The organism is Arthrobacter sp. ok909 (assembly GCF_900104405.1).
Classification (GTDB): domain Bacteria; phylum Actinomycetota; class Actinomycetes; order Actinomycetales; family Micrococcaceae; genus Arthrobacter; species Arthrobacter humicola.
In genome coordinates this window covers 52,813-66,688 of record NZ_FNJS01000017.1, presented here as the reverse complement: position 1 = coordinate 66,688, position 13,876 = coordinate 52,813, and the positions used below count along the sequence as shown (strand labels likewise).

General features: G+C 66.4%; 13 protein-coding genes and 2 tRNA genes. 10 read left to right on the top strand and 5 right to left on the bottom strand.

Annotated features, from left to right (window positions below; all coding sequences use genetic code 11):
* Nucleotides 1–25 precede the first annotated feature (25 nt).
* Together BLR03_RS14390 and BLR03_RS14385 are read left to right on the top strand one after the other, a co-directional pair.
* Entirely contained in the window at nt 26–517 is a 492-nt protein-coding gene (locus tag BLR03_RS14390) for a ribose-5-phosphate isomerase (protein ID WP_091253711.1), read from the top strand.
* Nucleotides 517–1,464 (top strand): Fpg/Nei family DNA glycosylase, encoded by a 948-nt coding sequence (locus tag BLR03_RS14385; protein WP_091253709.1) that lies wholly within the window; start codon nt 517–519, stop codon nt 1,462–1,464. Before BLR03_RS14390 ends, BLR03_RS14385 begins: the two co-directional genes overlap by 1 nt.
* Before the next feature lie 73 nt (nt 1,465–1,537).
* Here the strand turns inward: BLR03_RS14385 and BLR03_RS14380 are convergent.
* Nucleotides 1,538–1,611 (bottom strand) — tRNA-Gly (locus BLR03_RS14380).
* Between the two features lie 172 nt (nt 1,612–1,783).
* On the opposite strand from BLR03_RS14380, the gene BLR03_RS14375 reads away from it, so the two are divergent.
* From BLR03_RS14375 to BLR03_RS14350, 6 genes are all read left to right on the top strand, one after another.
* Nucleotides 1,784–1,858: transfer RNA gene (locus BLR03_RS14375), tRNA-Pro, on the top strand.
* Between the two features lie 67 nt (nt 1,859–1,925).
* On the top strand, nt 1,926–3,320 hold the full coding sequence (gene tig, locus BLR03_RS14370) for a trigger factor (RefSeq protein ID WP_091253708.1): 1,395 nt from the start codon (nt 1,926–1,928) through the stop codon (nt 3,318–3,320).
* Nucleotides 3,321–3,558: 238 nt separating this feature from the next.
* Nucleotides 3,559–4,197 (top strand): ATP-dependent Clp protease proteolytic subunit, encoded by a 639-nt coding sequence (locus tag BLR03_RS14365; protein ID WP_091253706.1) that lies wholly within the window; start codon nt 3,559–3,561, stop codon nt 4,195–4,197.
* A 38-nt stretch (nt 4,198–4,235) separates the two neighbouring features.
* Nucleotides 4,236–4,895 carry an ATP-dependent Clp protease proteolytic subunit gene (locus tag BLR03_RS14360; protein WP_091253833.1) on the top strand — a complete coding sequence of 220 codons (660 nt, stop codon included), beginning with the start codon at nt 4,236–4,238 and terminating at the stop codon, nt 4,893–4,895.
* 131 nt (nt 4,896–5,026) lie between these two features.
* A complete protein-coding gene (clpX, locus tag BLR03_RS14355; RefSeq protein ID WP_091253704.1) occupies nt 5,027–6,316 on the top strand; it encodes an ATP-dependent Clp protease ATP-binding subunit ClpX in 1,290 nt (429 codons plus the stop codon).
* A 70-nt stretch (nt 6,317–6,386) separates the two neighbouring features.
* Complete coding sequence (locus tag BLR03_RS14350; RefSeq protein ID WP_091253701.1) at nt 6,387–7,004, top strand: mycothiol-dependent nitroreductase Rv2466c family protein; 618 nt, start codon at nt 6,387–6,389, stop codon at nt 7,002–7,004.
* Between the two features lie 418 nt (nt 7,005–7,422).
* On the opposite strand, the gene BLR03_RS24455 is transcribed toward BLR03_RS14350, so the two are convergent.
* Both BLR03_RS24455 and BLR03_RS14345 read right to left on the bottom strand, forming a co-directional pair.
* Nucleotides 7,423–7,578, bottom strand: a complete 156-nt coding sequence (locus tag BLR03_RS24455; protein ID WP_156135027.1) for a hypothetical protein — start codon at nt 7,576–7,578, stop codon at nt 7,423–7,425.
* Nucleotide 7,579: 1 nt separating this feature from the next.
* Nucleotides 7,580–8,059, bottom strand: coding sequence for a DUF6325 family protein (locus BLR03_RS14345; protein WP_091253699.1), 480 nt, complete (start codon nt 8,057–8,059; stop codon nt 7,580–7,582).
* A 295-nt stretch (nt 8,060–8,354) separates the two neighbouring features.
* Between BLR03_RS14345 and BLR03_RS14340 the strand changes: the two genes are divergently transcribed.
* Nucleotides 8,355–8,648, top strand: coding sequence for a putative quinol monooxygenase (locus tag BLR03_RS14340; protein WP_091253697.1), 294 nt, complete (start codon nt 8,355–8,357; stop codon nt 8,646–8,648).
* Nucleotides 8,649–8,747: 99 nt separating this feature from the next.
* Here BLR03_RS14340 and valS read toward each other — a convergent pair whose 3' ends face one another.
* Nucleotides 8,748–11,366: a valine--tRNA ligase gene (valS, locus tag BLR03_RS14335; RefSeq protein WP_091253694.1), complete on the bottom strand. Its 2,619-nt coding sequence runs from the start codon at nt 11,364–11,366 to the stop codon at nt 8,748–8,750.
* 198 nt (nt 11,367–11,564) lie between these two features.
* Between valS and BLR03_RS14330 the strand changes: the two genes are divergently transcribed.
* Nucleotides 11,565–12,353, top strand: coding sequence for an SDR family oxidoreductase (locus BLR03_RS14330; RefSeq protein ID WP_091253691.1), 789 nt, complete (start codon nt 11,565–11,567; stop codon nt 12,351–12,353).
* Nucleotides 12,354–12,396: 43 nt separating this feature from the next.
* Here BLR03_RS14330 and BLR03_RS14325 read toward each other — a convergent pair whose 3' ends face one another.
* Complete coding sequence (locus BLR03_RS14325) at nt 12,397–13,455, bottom strand: endonuclease/exonuclease/phosphatase family protein (RefSeq protein WP_254788502.1); 1,059 nt, start codon at nt 13,453–13,455, stop codon at nt 12,397–12,399.
* Nucleotides 13,456–13,876 lie beyond the last annotated feature (421 nt).

The window sequence follows — 13,876 nt, the reverse complement described above, 5'->3', positions numbered from 1 at the left end:
GGCGCCGCAACTGAACGGAACCGCCGTGACCCTTTCTGACTTCCCGCGTGTGCACATCGCCACCGACCACGCCGGCATGGAGCTCAGTGCCCACCTCGTCAGCCACCTCAGCGCCAAGGGCTACGAGGTGGTGGATCACGGACCCAAGGTCTACGACGCCCTGGATGACTACCCGTCGTTCTGCATCAATGCCGCCCTCGCCGTCGTCGCCGACCAGGAAGCCGGCACCCACGCCCTGGGCATCGTCCTGGGCGGTTCCGGCAACGGCGAACAGATTGCCGCCAACAAGGTCAAGGGCGTGCGCGCCGCCCTGGCCTGGAACCTGTCCACGGCGCAGCTCGCCCGCGAACACAACGATGCGAACGTGGTTGCCGTCGGCGGCCGCCAGCACAGCGTGGACGAGGCAACAGCCATCATCGAGGCCTTCCTGGCCGAGCCGTTCAGCAACGACGAGCGCCACGTCCGCCGGATCGGCAAGATTGCCATCTACGAGCGCACCGGCGAGGTTGTCCAGTAGTGCCGGAAGGGCACTCCGTCCACCGGCTGGCACGCCAGTTCGGTGACGTTTTCGCGGGGGAGAAGCTGAGCGTCTCGAGCCCGCAAGGACGGTTCGCGCCCGGCGCCGCGTTGTTGGACGGGCACGTCATGATGGCCGCGACCGCCCACGGGAAGCACCTGTTCCTCGAGTTCGACCACGGACTGGTCCTGCACGTCCACCTGGGCCTCTATGGAGCGTGGGATTTCGGCGGGGACGACACCTTCCGCGGTGCGTCCAGCATCGGCGCGCCCCGGAAGGTGGGGGAGCGGGAGGTGTACGACGACGGCGACGCACCGGCAGCCGCTCTTCCTGAGGACGCCGCGCCTGCTGCTGTCCCTGCACCCGCGTCTGCATACGCAGGGCCGCCGGCACCGGTGGGCGCCGTCCGCGTCCGGCTGGTGAGCGGGCACGGCTGGGCGGACCTGCGCGGCGCCACCACCTGTGAGGCGATCACCGGGGAGGAGGCCGAGGGCGTCCTCGGCCGCCTTGGCCCGGACCCGCTGCGCAACCTGCCGGGGGACCGCGACGCCTTCACCGCCACCCTGGCCGGCAGACGCACGCCCCTGGCAACCCTGCTCATGGACCAAAAGGTGATTGCCGGCGTCGGGAACGTCTACCGCGCCGAACTGCTGTTCAGGCAGCGCCTCAATCCCTGGCTTCCCGGGGCCGGGCTGGCACCTGACGCGGCCCGCCGTCTCTGGGACGACACCGTGGCGATGATGTCCGACGGCGTCCGGGACGGCCGGATTATTACGACGCCGCCCCGGTACTGGGACGGGCAGCCGGACGTCCTTCCGGACCCCGATGAGGCGCACTTCGTCTACCGCAGGCACGGACTGGACTGCCGCGACTGCGGGACCTCCGTGGCGCTGACGGAACTGGGAGCCCGGAAACTGTACTGGTGCCCGCAGTGCCAGCGGGCCTGAACGGATTTCGCCGGGCCGCGCATGAAAAAAGCCCCTCCGCAGAGGGGCTTTCTTGTGTGCCTAACGGCTGTGATGGAGGGGACGACGGGAATCGAACCCGCGTAATCAGTTTGGAAGACTGAGGCTTTACCATTAAGCTACGTCCCCGGGGTGATGCTGGATTTCAGCGTTGAATGTACAGGTTTGAATGTACAGCGTTGGATTTCCAGCAAAACTTCCGGTCGGCTGTTCAAGCCGGATACAACTAAACCTAATGCAGGGCCCCGGTGTCAAATGTGCAAATCGGCATAGTATGACCGTAGACTGTTCTGTGCACTTACGGGGTGTAGCTCAGCTTGGCTAGAGCGCCTGCTTTGGGAGCAGGAAGTCGCAGGTTCAAATCCTGTCACCCCGACTCTGCAAGCACTGCCAGTCCGTGGCAATGCAGAACCCCATTCCCCCACACCAGGAGTACTTAGACTGTGAAGAGCGCTGTCGAGAACCTCACCCCCACGCGGGTCAAGCTCAATGTTGAGGTCCCCTTTGAGGAATTGAAGCCCAGCATCGCAGAGGCATACAAGACTGTTGCTTCGCAGATCCAGGTCCCCGGTTTCCGCAAGGGTAAGGTCCCCTCCAAGCTCATTGACCAGCGCGTTGGCCGCGGCTACGTCCTGGAGACGGCCATCAACGATGGCCTCAACGGCTGGTACCAGGCTGCCGTGCAGGAAACGGGCATCCGCCCCCTGAGCCGTCCCGAGGTCGAAATCACCGAGGTTCCGGACCCGTCCGCCACCGATGGTGAGCTCAAGTTCCACGCCGAGGTTGACGTCCGCCCCGAGATCGAACTGCCCGACTACGCCGGCATCAAGGTTGAGGTTGCCGCCGCCGAGTCGTCCGACGCCGACGTCGATAAGGCCCTGGACGAGCTCCGCGGCCGCTTCGGCACCCTGAAGACGGTGGACCGCCCGGCCGCGGACAAGGATTTCCTGACGATCGACATCGCCGCCTCGATTGACGGCGCCGAGGTTGACTCCGCAGCAGGCCTGTCCTACCAGGTCGGCGCCGGCACCATGCTCGAAGGCCTCGACGAGGCCGTCACCGGCCTCAGCGCCGACGAGGACGCCATCTTCGACACCACCCTGGTGGGCGGCGAGCACGCCGGCGAGTCGGCTCAGGTCAAGGTCACCGTCAAGGCCGTCAAGGAGCGCGAGCTCCCCGTCGCCGACGACGACTTCGCCCAGCTGGCCAGTGAATTCGACACCCTGGCCGAGCTCCGCGAGGACCTCGCCAAACAGGCTGCCGAGTCCAAGGTCGTAGAGCAGGGCGTCGAGGCCCGCGACAAGGTCCTGGACAAGCTCGTTGAGCTCGTTGCGGTTCCCGTCCCGGAATCGATCGTCGAAGAGCAGCTCGAGCAGCACTTCAATGCCGAAAACGCCCACGGTGAAGGCGAGCACGACACCGAGGAGCACCGCGCCGAGGTCAAGGCCAACACCGAGCGAGCTTTCCAGAACGAGATCATCCTTGACGCCATCGCCGAAAAGGAAGAAGTCAACGTCAGCCAGAACGAGCTGATCGACTACATCGTTACCACCGCCAGCCAGTACGGCATGGACCCGAACCAGTTCGCCCAGATCATTGATCAGAGCGGCCAGGTCCCCATGATGGTGTCTGAGGTCCGCCGCCGCAAAGCTCTGGCCGTCGTCCTGGGCCAGGCCGAGGTCACCGACTCCGAAGGCAACAAGGTTGACCTGAGCGACTTCGTCCGCCCCGGCGACGAGGCTGCCCCGGCCGCTGAGTCCGTCGAGGAAGAGGCTTCCGAGGAAGCAGCTGCCGCCGACGCCACGCCGAGCGACGACCCCGCAGCAGTGAAGTTCTAGCATTGCCGCTGACGGCCCCCGGATCACCGATCCGGGGGCCGTCTGTTTTAAGTCCCTGGACCCGGCTGGCAGGCTCCCGGCAATCGTGCGCCGTCAGCGAACAGCCCTGCGCCTGCGCACAAACGGGCAGTGAAAACCGTTAGTGTCCATGTAGGAAAGTTCAGTGATGTCGTTCAGTGACGTCACCGTCGCCAGCGAGAGGTAAGTACATATGTCACAGCACGCAGGGGCACCCCGGATGGCCACGGTCGATCCGGCGGCCCAGGATAACTACATTTACAACCGCCTGCTGAAAGAGCGCATCATCTGGCTCGGCTCCGAGGTCCGCGACGAGAACGCCAACGCGATCTGCTCGCAGCTCCTGCTGCTCTCGGCGGAGAACCCTGAAAAGGACATCTACCTCTACATCAACTCTCCCGGCGGCTCCGTCACCGCCGGCATGGCCATCTATGACACCATGCAGTTCATCCCGAACGATGTTGTCACCGTGGCCACCGGTCTGGCCGCATCCATGGGCCAGTTCCTGCTCTCCTCCGGCACGAAGGGCAAGCGCTACGCGACGCCCAACGCCCGCATCCTCATGCACCAGCCCTCCGGCGGCATCGGCGGCACGGCCTCGGACATCAAGATCCAGGCCGAGCTGATCCTGCACATGAAGAAGGTCATGGCCGAGCTGACCGCAGACCAGACCGGACAGACCGTGGCGACCATCCTCAAGGACAACGACCGCGACAAGTGGTTCACGGCAACTGAAGCCCTGGAATACGGCTTCTTTGACAAGATCGCCGCGCACGCGGGATCCGTGGCCGGCGGCGGCGGAACCAACGCCAATGGCTCCGGCAACGGCGGCGGCGCTGCGACAGCCACCGAGAACTGACCGGCACGTAGACAGCAATGAATTCAGGAGCAATGAACATGAACTACAACTTCGGTTCGACTGCCGGTAACCTGCCGGGCAGCCGCTACGTGCTGCCGCAGTTCGAAGAGCGCACCCCTTACGGCTTCAAGCGCCAGGACCCGTACACCAAGCTGTTCGAGGACCGCATCATCTTCCTGGGTGTCCAGGTCGACGACGCCTCGGCCGACGACGTGATGGCCCAGCTCCTGGTCCTCGAGTCCACGGACCCGGACCGCGACATCACGCTCTACATCAACTCCCCGGGCGGCTCCTTCACCGCCATGACCGCGATCTACGACACCATGACGTACATCCGACCCGAGATCCAGACCGTCTGCCTCGGCCAGGCCGCCAGTGCCGCAGCCGTGCTGCTCGCGGCCGGCACGCCGGGCAAGCGTCTCGCGCTGCCGAATGCCCGTGTGCTTATCCACCAGCCCTCACTCTCCGGCGGGCAGGGCGGGCAGGCCTCAGACCTGGAGATCCAGGCCGCCGAAGTCATGCGCATGCGCTCCTGGCTTGAGGACACGCTGGCCAAGCACTCCGGCCGGACGCCGGATCAGGTCAACAACGACATCGAGCGGGACAAGATCCTCACCGCCGCCGAGGCCATGCAGTACGGCCTCATTGACCAGGTGCTGGATTCCCGCAAGATCAAGCCCCAGGCCATCACGCGCTAATCAGCACAACGCGACGCCGGTGCGGCACCTTCAGATGGCCGCACCGGCGTCGGCATTCCACCCAACAGGCCCAAAGTGACCTAGAGTGGAACATGTCACAGCCAGCAGCAAGCTACTAAAGGGGTTCACACATGGCTCGGATTGGCGAGAGCACTGATCTGCTGAAGTGTTCTTTCTGCGGAAAGAGCCAGAAGCAGGTCCGCAAGCTCATTGCCGGGCCCGGCGTCTACATCTGCGACGAGTGCATCGAACTCTGCAACGAGATCATCGAAGAAGAACTCGCGGAAGTAGCTGACCTCGGCAGTTTCGAACTGCCCAAGCCCCGCGAGATTTTCGATTTCCTGCAGGAATATGTGATCGGACAGGAACCCGCCAAGCGGTCGCTCGCCGTCGCTGTATACAACCACTACAAGCGCATCCAGGCCGGCCACGCGCCGAAGAGCGGCAGCCTTGCCGACGGCGTGCACCACGACGACGTCGAGATCGCCAAGTCCAACATCCTCCTGATCGGCCCCACCGGCTGCGGCAAGACCTATCTGGCCCAGACCCTGGCGCGCCGCCTCAACGTCCCGTTCGCGGTGGCCGACGCCACGGCCCTGACCGAGGCCGGCTATGTCGGCGAGGATGTCGAGAACATCCTCCTCAAGCTCATTCAGGCCGCCGACTATGACGTCAAGAAGGCCGAGCAGGGCATCATCTACATCGATGAGATCGACAAGATCTCACGCAAGAGCGAAAACCCGTCCATCACCCGGGACGTCTCGGGCGAGGGCGTGCAGCAGGCGCTCCTGAAGATTCTCGAAGGCACCGTCGCCTCGGTCCCGCCGCAGGGCGGACGCAAGCACCCGCACCAGGAATTCATCCAGATCGACACCACCAACGTGCTGTTCATCGTGGCCGGTGCCTTCGCGGGGCTCGAGGACATCATCGGCTCACGCTCCGGACGCAAGGGCATCGGCTTCGGCGCCCCGCTTAACGAGGTCAAGAACACCACGGATTCCTACGGCGAGGTCATGCCCGAGGATCTGCTCAAGTTCGGCCTGATCCCCGAATTCATCGGCCGGCTGCCCGTCATCACGACCGTGTCGAACCTGGACCGTGCTGCGCTCATCCAGATCCTCTCCACGCCCAAGAATGCCCTGGTCAAGCAGTACCAGAAGATGTTCCAGCTCGACGGCGTGGAGCTGATCTTCGACGAAGAGGCCCTGAACCTGATCGCCGACCAGGCGCTGGAACGCGGGACGGGGGCCCGCGGGCTCCGGGCCATCATGGAGGAAGTGCTGCTTCCGGTCATGTTCGACCTCCCCAGCCGCGACGACATCGCCAGCGTAGTGATCACGGCCGATGTGGTGGCCAAGAAATCGCAGCCCACGATGATCGCCCACGACGTCGTGGCCAAGCGCAGGAATAAATCCGCTTAGTTCATCGCTATACATTACTGGTGCGCGTTGAGTGTGCCATGCCCCGAAGATTTTCCTGAGGAGACCGCCTGTGTCTGAAACCGCTCCCAATAAGGCCGATTTCTGGTTCGACCCGATGTGCCCCTTCGCCTGGGTCACTTCGCGTTGGATCGGCGAAGTGGAAGACGTCCGCGACATCAAGACCGAGTGGCATGTGATGAGCCTCGCCGTGCTGAACCAGGGCCGCGAAGAACTGCCCGAGCAGTACAAGGAGTTCCTGACGAAAGCGTGGGCTCCCGTTCGCGTCATCACGGCCGCCGCCGAGCAGCACGGTGCCGAGTACATCAAACCCCTCTACGACGCCATGGGCACGAAGATCCACAACGAAGGCATCAAAGACATCGATGAGGTCATCGCCAAGTCCCTGGCCGAGGCCGGACTGCCGGCCGAACTTGCCGCGGCCGGCCAGTCGGAGGAGTTCGATGCGCAGCTGCGAGCCAGCCACGAGGCCGGCATCTCGCTGGTAGGACAGGACGTCGGCACGCCGGTGGTAGCTTTCAACGGCACCGCGTTCTTTGGCCCGGTCCTGACCCGCATCCCGCGCGGCGAGGAGGCAGGCCGCCTCTGGGACGCCACCGTGACTCTGGCGTCGTTCCCGTACTTCTTCGAGATCAAGCGCAGCCGGACCGAAAGCCCCGTCTTCGACTGAGCCCCGGCCGCCGCGGCCAGACTCCGGAGGCCGGGAAGAATTACTGCGATGTAGTTCTTCCCGGCCTCTTGTGCATGTCGGGGCCGAGGAGAACAATGGAACTTACCCACTTCGAAAGAAGAGGGACGCAGGAACCAAAGATTCAGTGACACTCATCCGACGCAGCCTTCGGCAAAGTCAGATGATGGCTACCAGTGACGAGGTAGGAAGACCTGGAAATCTAAGGATCCCGCCAGATTGTCTAAGACGTCACGTGACAATCGAAAAGTCGAAGCCCCACCAACGGCTAACGCTGATGGGGCTTCCCCTTTGCCCAAAAACAGGTCGCCCAAGAAAAGGGGCCCAAAACTCGGATCCACTTTTGGTGAACGTCGTGAGGTGCGCATGACCGCAGACGGGTCATGCGCACCTGCGGGTGTCAGTCGCGGCGGTCGCGGCGATCTTCCCGGCGGTCGCCGCGGTCATCCCGGCGGTCCTCACGTCGGTCACCGCGACGGTTAATCCCGTGGGCGACGACAATGGCCCCGCCGACGGCGGCGGCGGTCCTGCGCCTGCGTCGTGCTGCCAGTGGCATGTCAGGCTCCTTCTTTCGCTTCTTCGGAGGGCTCGGCTTCGGCGTCGGCGTCGGCCTGGAAGGCGGCAATGACGGCTTGGGTCGGGATCCGGCCGCTGGCCACCAGTTGGCCGCCGGCCTTGCGGACTGCCGTGCCGAACGGGGCCGCCCACTGGTTCTCCCAGACGAGCACCGCGGCGGAGTGGCCGGGCGCGATCGTCTCGGCCAGGTCCATGACGTCCTGCTCAGAGAGCACCATGGCCAGGTCGGCCTCGGCCGTGCGCACCTCGCCGAGTTCGCTTGGGTCGAGGTCGGAGATCTCCGCCGTCTCGAGCGTGCCGTCCTCGGTCTTCCTCAGGAACACCATGTCCAGCACCCTGATCAGGTCTCGCTGGACCAGGTCCTCCAGGAACGGGGCGATCTGGCCGTTGCCGAAGTTGGGACCCGGGAACTCCACGACGAGCCAGTCCACCGGCCCCAGTTCATCGAATGTGTCAGCCATGCGAATGACCTCCGTTTCTCCTTGGGTAGTATGCGATCCGACGGACCGCCGCAGCTTCATTCTGTGCCCCCAGGGAGGGGCGGCGCCTCACCCGCACCGGGTGACCTCTCGCAGGGGCGCGGTATAGCCGGCGTTCGGGCGTCTGGCCGCGAAAGAAGACCCGGGTCCAGTGCCGAGGGAACATGCCCGGCGCCCTGGCTGTTGCTTCCAATGCAAGGGCAGCGGTCCCCGTGCCGTGATCGCCGGGCATCCTGCCCGGTTGTGTCCTGTGCCCACCTGCGAACATTGGAGCGCCATGCCCGTCACAGCCCACCTTGACTTGAAACTTAAAGCGGAAGCCCTGCCCACGGCACCGGCAGTCCTCCGCGACATTCTGACTGACACACGGGCCTTTGACGGCTGCCTCGGGGTCGACGTGCTCGTCGACAGCAACGATCCGGCGCATTTTCTCGTGGTCGAACAGTGGGCGTCGCTGGAACACGACGCCGCATATCGCACCTGGCGCGCGGGCGACGGCGCGAGCGGGCTGGGAGAACTCCTGGCCGCCCCGCCGGTCCTGACCCACTTCGAGACCTCCTTCGAGGTCTGAGGACAACCAAACCAGCACAAACACAGCGAGGGCCCTCCGCCCGGCCTGAGCCGGGCGGAGGGCCCTCGTCCTGGTTGCCGGGACTACCTCGCTACCCCGCTACGCGTGGGCGGGCTCCTCGGGAGCTGCCAGCACGACGCCGCTGACGGCCAACTCGCCGTCGCCGGCCACGAGCGAAATGTCACGCGCATTGGCCGCGGCCTTGAGGTCGGCCAGGCCTGCCTTCAGCTGGGTGATGATCGCCTCCGGTGCCGTGATGGCGGCAGAGAGCACCTCGGTGCGCTGCTTGACCTTGGCCTCGGACTTGGCCTTGCGGATGCCGCTGAGCGCGGTGCCGACCGTCGCCAGGAGGTTCGTGTCGCCGTCGATCTCGACCGCGGACGGCCACTGGGCGCGGTGCACGGAACCGGTGCGCCACCAGCTCCAGACTTCCTCCGTGGCGAACGGCAGGAACGGCGCGAAGAGCCGCAGGAGCGTGTCCAGGCTCGTCGCCAGGGCAGCCAGGACGGACGCCTGCTGCTCCTCGCCGGCGGCACCGTAGGCACGGTCCTTGATGAGCTCCACGTAGTCGTCGGTGAAGTTCCAGAAGAAGCTCTCCGTGATCTGCAGGGCCCGGGCGTAGTCGTAGCCCTCGAACGCCTTCGTGGCCTGGTGGACGACGTCGGCGAGCTGGGCCAGGACGGCGCGGTCCAGGGGGTTGCTCAGCGCGGACAGGTCGCCGGCAACCACCGAGTCCTCCGTGGCGCCCAGGTTCAGGACGAACTTGGAGGCGTTGAGGAGCTTGATGGCCAGGCGGCGGCCGATCTTCATCTGGGCGATCTCGTACGCGGTGTCCGCACCGAGTCGGGCGGAGGCGGCCCAATAGCGCACGGCGTCGGAGCCGTATTCATCCAGCACGTCCGTGGGGACAATCACGTTGCCCTTGGACTTGGACATCTTCTTGCGGTCCGGATCCAGGATCCAGCCGGAGATGGCAGCGTGCTTCCACGGCGCCGTGTTCTGGAGCGCGTCGGCGCGTACGGCGGAGGAGAAGAGCCAGGTCCGGATGATGTCGTGACCCTGCGGGCGCACATCGAACGGGTAGACCTTGGCGAAGAGTGCCTCGTCGGTGCTCCAGCCGCCCACGATCTGGGGGGTCAGCGAGGACGTGGCCCAGGTGTCCAGGACGTCAGCGTCGCCCGTGAAGCCGCCCGGCACGTCGCGCTGGGCTTCCTCGTAACCGGGTGCGGCGTCGGCGGCCGGATCCACGGGCAGCTGCGCGTCCGCGGGCAGGATCGGGGCGTCGTAATCGGGGTTGCCGTCGGCGTCCAGCGGGTACCAGACCGGTACCGGGACACCGAAGAAGCGCTGGCGGGACACAAGCCAGTCGCCGTTGAGCCCCGAGATCCAGTTCTCGTAGCGGGAGCGCATGAAGGAAGGGTGGAACTCAATTTCGTTGCCGCGGCCGATCAGCCGTTCGCGCCGGTCCTCGTCACGGCCGCCGTTGCGGATGTACCACTGGCGGGACGTCACGACCTCGAGGGGCTTGTCGCCCTTCTCGAAGAAGTTCACCGGGTGCATGATTTTCTTGGGCTCGCCGTCGAGCAGTTCCGCCGCGGCCAGGAGCTCCACCACGCCCTCCTTGGCGCTGAAGACGGTCTTGCCGGCGATTGCCGCGAAGTTGGCGCGGCCTTCCTCGGTGGTGATCCACTCCGGGGTCTCGCCGATGATGCGGCCGTCGCGGCCCACGATCGCGCGGGTGGGCAGCTGCAGCTCGCGCCACCACGTGACGTCGGTGAGGTCGCCGAAGGTGCAGACCATGGCGATGCCCGAGCCCTTGTCCGCCTTCGCGAGCGGGTGGGCTTTGACCTCCACCTCGACGCCGAACAGGGGAGAGGTGACCTTCTTGCCGAACAGCGGCTGGTACCGCTCGTCGTCGGGGTTCGCCACCAGCGCGGCGCAGGCGGCCAGCAACTCGGGGCGGGTGGTCTCGATGAAGATCTTCTCGCCTTCGGCGGTGAAGAACGGGTAGCGGTAGTAGGCGCCCGCGACTTCGCGGTCCTCAAGCTCGGCCTGGGCCACCGCGGTGCGGAAGGTGACATCCCACAGGGTGGGCGCCTCGGCCATGTACGCGTCGCCGGCAGTCAGGTTGGCCAGGAAGGCCCGCTGGGAGATCGCGCGGGACTTGTCATCGATCGTCCGGTAGGTCAGGTTCCAGTCCACGGACAGGCCCAGGGTCTGGAACAGGTGCTCGAAGACTTTCTCGTCCTCGACCGCGAGCTCCTCGCACAGCTCGATGAAGTTCCTGCGGGAGATGACGTCGAAGTCGCGCTGGTTCTTGGCGGGCTCGGCCGGGGGACGGTAGTCGGCGTCGTAGGCGATCGCCGGATCGCAGCGCACGCCGTAATAGTTCTGCACGCGGCGCTCGGTGGGCAGGCCGTTGTCGTCCCAGCCCATGGGGTAGAAGACGTTCTTGCCGGTCATGCGCTGGTAGCGGGCCAGGACGTCGGTCTGCGTGTAGGAGAACATGTGTCCGACGTGGAGGGAGCCCGACGCCGTCGGCGGGGGAGTGTCGATCGAGTAGACCTGCTCCCGGGTGGTGTCCGGGTTGAACTTGTAGGTCCCTTCGTCAAGCCAGCGCCGGGTGAGGGCGCCTTCCAATCCCTCCAGGGCGGGCTTGTCCGGAACGTTGATGGGGGCGGTGGTGGGCGTGTCTGTACCCTGATTGTCTTCAGCCATGGGTCAATTCTTCCACGGCCCGCAGCGCCGACCTGCAGTAGCATGCGCAAATCGTCAATTCTCCGGAAAGCGGTGCCGGAACCTTCGTGATCAAGCGCGTATATGACGCCCCCGCGGACGACGACGGCGCTCAAGGAGTTCCTGCAGCACGGCGGCCGCAGCGGGAACTGAGCCCGGCATTGCCGTTAGGGTGGTGCCATGACTGAGGGAATCGACAACAACGCAAAAGTAGCCCCGGCAGCAGCGGCCAAGGCAGCCGTGGTCACCGGCGCCAGCACCGGGATCGGCGAAGCCACCGTGCGGGCGCTCCGCAGGGAAGGCTGGACCGTGTTCGCGGTCGCGCGCCGCGCGGACCGGCTCGAAGCGCTCGCCGCCGGGACCGGCGCCGTCGCGCTTCCGGCCGACGTGACCGACGACGCCGACGTCGCCCGGCTCCTCGACGAGGTGACCCGGGCCGGCGGCATCGACACCCTGATCAACATCGCGGGCGGGGCCCGCGGCGCCGACAAGGTGGCCGAGGCGAAGACCGGGGACTGGGAATGGATGTACCAGGTCAACGTGCTGGGCAGCATGAAGCTGATCCGTGCGTTCCTGCCCATGCTGCGGGCCTGCGGCGAAGGCACCGTGCTGAACCTGACCTCGACCGCCGGGTACGCGGCATACGAGGGCGGCGGCGGCTACAACGCGGCCAAGTTCGCCCAGCACGCCCTGACCGGCGCCCTGAGGCTCGAAGAAGCCGAGCACAACGTTCGTGTGATCGAAGTGGCCCCTGGCCTGGTCTACACCGAGGAGTTCGCACTGAACCGCCTCGGGGACCAGGACGCGGCCGCCAAGGTCTACGCCGGGGTCGAGAAGCCGCTCTCCGCCGAAGACGTTGCGGACGTGGTCCGCTACGCAGTCTCCGTCCCGCACCACGTCAACCTGGACGAGATCGTGATCCGCCCGGTAGCCCAGGCCTCCAACTTCAAGGTGATCCGCAAGGCCTGAGCCGGCCCCCGGCGCTGCGCTGTCGGGTCTCGCGGCGCGGGGGTCAGCCGTCGGCCGGCACGGACAGCGTCACCAGAACCGCAGCGTGGTCCGTCCCGGCCACAGGCAGCACGGAATAGCTGTGGCTGCGCACCTGCGGGCTGGTCACGATGTGGTCGATCACCACGCCGGGCAGCGGCGGGCCGGCCTTGGGCCACGTCGGAACCAGGCGGGCCAGGGCCGCGACCCCGGCGTCGACGAGGGTCCCGCCGTCGCCGGCCGCGCCCTGGCCGCCCGGACCGCGCTTGAGCATCTGGCGGAACTCGGCGTGGTCGTAGGTGGCATTGAAGTCACCCAGCAGCAGCACGTTGCCCGGACGGTCGGCAAGGCGGCCCACAGCGGCCAGTTCGCTGCGCCACTGCCCGGCCCGGCCCCACACCGGAGCCTTCGTGTGCACATTGGTCACCGAGAGGGAGACCGGCCGGCCGCCGGCGTCGGCGCCCGGATGCCGGCCCAGGTCCAACTGGACGGTGGCGATGTGGAAGGCGGAGCCGCGCAGGGAGTCCGCGGCTACGATCGGGCGGGACGAATACACGCCGCCGCCGCCCGCACCGACCGTCGGGCGGCTGATCCGGTACGGCAGCAGTGCGTCCAGCCCCTCGGCGTCGAGCCGTTGTTCCAAGGCCGGGGAGAGTTCCTGGATGGCCAGCAGACCGACGCCGTTCTCGCGCACCAGCCGGACCACCTCCGCGGCGTCCGCCTGGCCTTTCCAGGCGTTGAGGGTCATCACCTTCAGTTCGGCCGCGGGCTGTTGCCCCGTGCCCTGCTGCGGATCACCCGGCCGGCCCGGCAGCCGCTCCGCTAACCGGTCCGGCGGGAACAACCAGAGCAGCTGGAGGGCCAGCAGGGCGCCGGCGGGCAGGACCGCCCACGGACGGCGTCCCGGCAGCGCCAGCAGGAAGGCTGCCCCGGCCGGAAGCATAAACCAGGGCGTGAAGGCCACGAGTTGCACCACCGGCGACGGCCACGGCGCCGGGACCGCCCGGAACACGGAGGCCACGGCCACTGGCGCGGCGCACAGGGCGGAGGACACCTGCCAGCGGCGGCTCGCGCGGCGGCTCATCACGGGTCGGCCCGAGGCGGCCGGGGGTCGGTCATGGCAAGAGTCTAAGCAGTCCGGCCGTCCGCGTCGCCCCTGAGCGCACGTTTGCCGGGCGGTGTCACTGCCTGTCACTGCCGGTCGCTCCTTGTGGGGCAATGATTTGCAGTAACATCGACGTAGCAGCTTTGACCCGGCCATCACCGGTGAGCTTCCGGAAGAACACCCCCGCGTGCGGTGGCGACGTCGTCGCGGCAGCGCGTGCAGGGCCAGTAGAACCGGACGGGTAAGCCCGTCACAGCAGTAATGAGCGGCCGACGCCGGCGCAGCCCCTTTCCCGAAAGGGTGCGGGCCCGGTGGCGGTAAGTGAGGTGGTACCGCGGTGCCGGTGTTGTCGAAAGACAGTGCAGGAGCCGTCCTCGCATCCTGAATGAATACATGTGTT

What these genes read in the sequence shown, in the direction of transcription:
- BLR03_RS14365 (WP_091253706.1), top strand. Translation starts at nt 3,559, where the DNA reads ATGGCCACGGTCGATCCGGCGGCCCAGGATAACTACATTTACAACCGC.
- BLR03_RS14360 (WP_091253833.1), top strand. Translation starts at nt 4,236, where the DNA reads ATGAACTACAACTTCGGTTCGACTGCCGGTAACCTGCCGGGCAGCCGC.
- clpX (WP_091253704.1), top strand. Translation starts at nt 5,027, where the DNA reads ATGGCTCGGATTGGCGAGAGCACTGATCTGCTGAAGTGTTCTTTCTGC.
- BLR03_RS24455 (WP_156135027.1), bottom strand. Translation starts at nt 7,578, where the DNA reads ATGCCACTGGCAGCACGACGCAGGCGCAGGACCGCCGCCGCCGTCGGC.
- BLR03_RS14345 (WP_091253699.1), bottom strand. Translation starts at nt 8,059, where the DNA reads ATGGCTGACACATTCGATGAACTGGGGCCGGTGGACTGGCTCGTCGTG.
- BLR03_RS14340 (WP_091253697.1), top strand. Translation starts at nt 8,355, where the DNA reads ATGCCCGTCACAGCCCACCTTGACTTGAAACTTAAAGCGGAAGCCCTG.
- valS (WP_091253694.1), bottom strand. Translation starts at nt 11,366, where the DNA reads ATGGCTGAAGACAATCAGGGTACAGACACGCCCACCACCGCCCCCATC.
- BLR03_RS14330 (WP_091253691.1), top strand. Translation starts at nt 11,565, where the DNA reads ATGACTGAGGGAATCGACAACAACGCAAAAGTAGCCCCGGCAGCAGCG.
- BLR03_RS14325 (WP_254788502.1), bottom strand. Translation starts at nt 13,455, where the DNA reads ATGAGCCGCCGCGCGAGCCGCCGCTGGCAGGTGTCCTCCGCCCTGTGC.